This is a genomic window from Vibrio sp. 1457 (genome assembly GCF_033340195.1).
Lineage (GTDB): Bacteria > Pseudomonadota > Gammaproteobacteria > Enterobacterales > Vibrionaceae > Vibrio > Vibrio alginolyticus.
Genome location: NZ_JAWOWA010000076.1, coordinates 1 through 1,387 on the forward strand (window position 1 = coordinate 1; position 1,387 = coordinate 1,387).

At 41.0% G+C, this 1,387-nt stretch carries 1 protein-coding gene; it reads right to left on the bottom strand.

What is annotated here, in order from left to right; translation table 11 throughout:
- Window positions 1-261: 261 nt before the first annotated feature.
- Entirely contained in the window at window positions 262-1,374 is a 1,113-nt protein-coding gene (locus R7Z41_RS23795; RefSeq protein WP_257878905.1) for an IS110 family transposase, read from the bottom strand.
- Window positions 1,375-1,387 lie beyond the last annotated feature (13 nt).

Below are 1,387 nucleotides of genomic sequence, written 5' to 3' on the forward strand. Positions count from 1 at the left end.
CGTGTATGGACACTCCCTCTATTGCAAGTAAATTTTAATGAAAATGAAGGTATAACTGCCCACGTGTATTCGGTTTTATTAGTGATGCCTTAATTGCGCATCGAACCATAATGGCGTTATCCGCACATTAACTCCCAAACGGCTACACGAGCTATTAGCTCTTTGATCAGGTTGGGTTTTGATAATGTTGGTTTGACCTATTTTCCATCATTTCTTTACTATGCAATTCTTCATATAACTGTTTTCAAAAATCAATAACATTTAAGCCGCAGCGCGAGATGCGTCATACTCAACGTCTTTGGCAACAATAGCCCACGAGATCCTTGCCAACTTGTTCGCAAGCGCGATGATCGCTACGTTCGGATGCTTAGTGATACTTAGCTTTTTGATCCATAAACTTAAGGCGTCTGTTTTATCCTTAACATAGCGAAATGCAGCTCTGGCGCCATGAACCAATAACTTTCTCAGGTATCCATTGCCTCTTTTGCTTATACCTAATAACCTCTCTCGTCCCCCAGTACTGTATTGTCGAGGAACCAACCCTAATGATGCCGAAAAATCTCGACCTCTTTTAAAACTCATGCCATCACCAAGGTCAATAAGTAGTGCACTGCAAACGAGTGGGCCAATGCCGATGATTTTCATTAATCTTTGAGCAACAGGGTTGTCACTAAGACTCAATTTTATCTTATTAGTTACCTTATCAATGCGTTCATCTAGCGTGATTAAATCTTCGTACAATACTTGTAGCAACTCCCTAAATTGGAATGATAACGAGTTTTCTACGTCTTCTAACCAGTAGGGAATATGTTTTCTCAAATTACTGATACCAACAGGTGCAACGATTCCATATTCAGCGGTTAAGCCTCTAATCTGATTAGCCCTGGCAGTCCTCTGAGCAATTAGTTCTTCTCGGACACGGTGCATTGATTGAATATCTTGTTGCTCGCTCGTCTTTACAGACACAAAGCGCATATTCGGCCTGTTTATCGCTTCGCAAATGGCTTCAGCATCGACTTTGTCATTTTTATTCGTTTTGACATAAGGCTTTACAAATTGACCTGCAACAAGCTTCACTGTATACCCCGCTTTGATAAGTTCTCTTGCCCAGTAATGAGAGGAACCACATGCTTCCATTCCAATGATTGCTGTAAAAGGCACTCGTTTCATGATCGCTTTTAACCATGTGTTTCTTGCATATTTTCCCTGCCAGGTCGTTTTTTCATTTTCATCAACAGCATGAATATGGAACACATTTTTTGCCAAATCGACACCCACACGAATAATCGTTCCCATCTGAGCCTCCCATCCTACGAATAAACCATGTTTATATAATGTAGCTAATCCAGTGTGATAAGGGTGAGGGGTGTCCATACCATTGGCTACA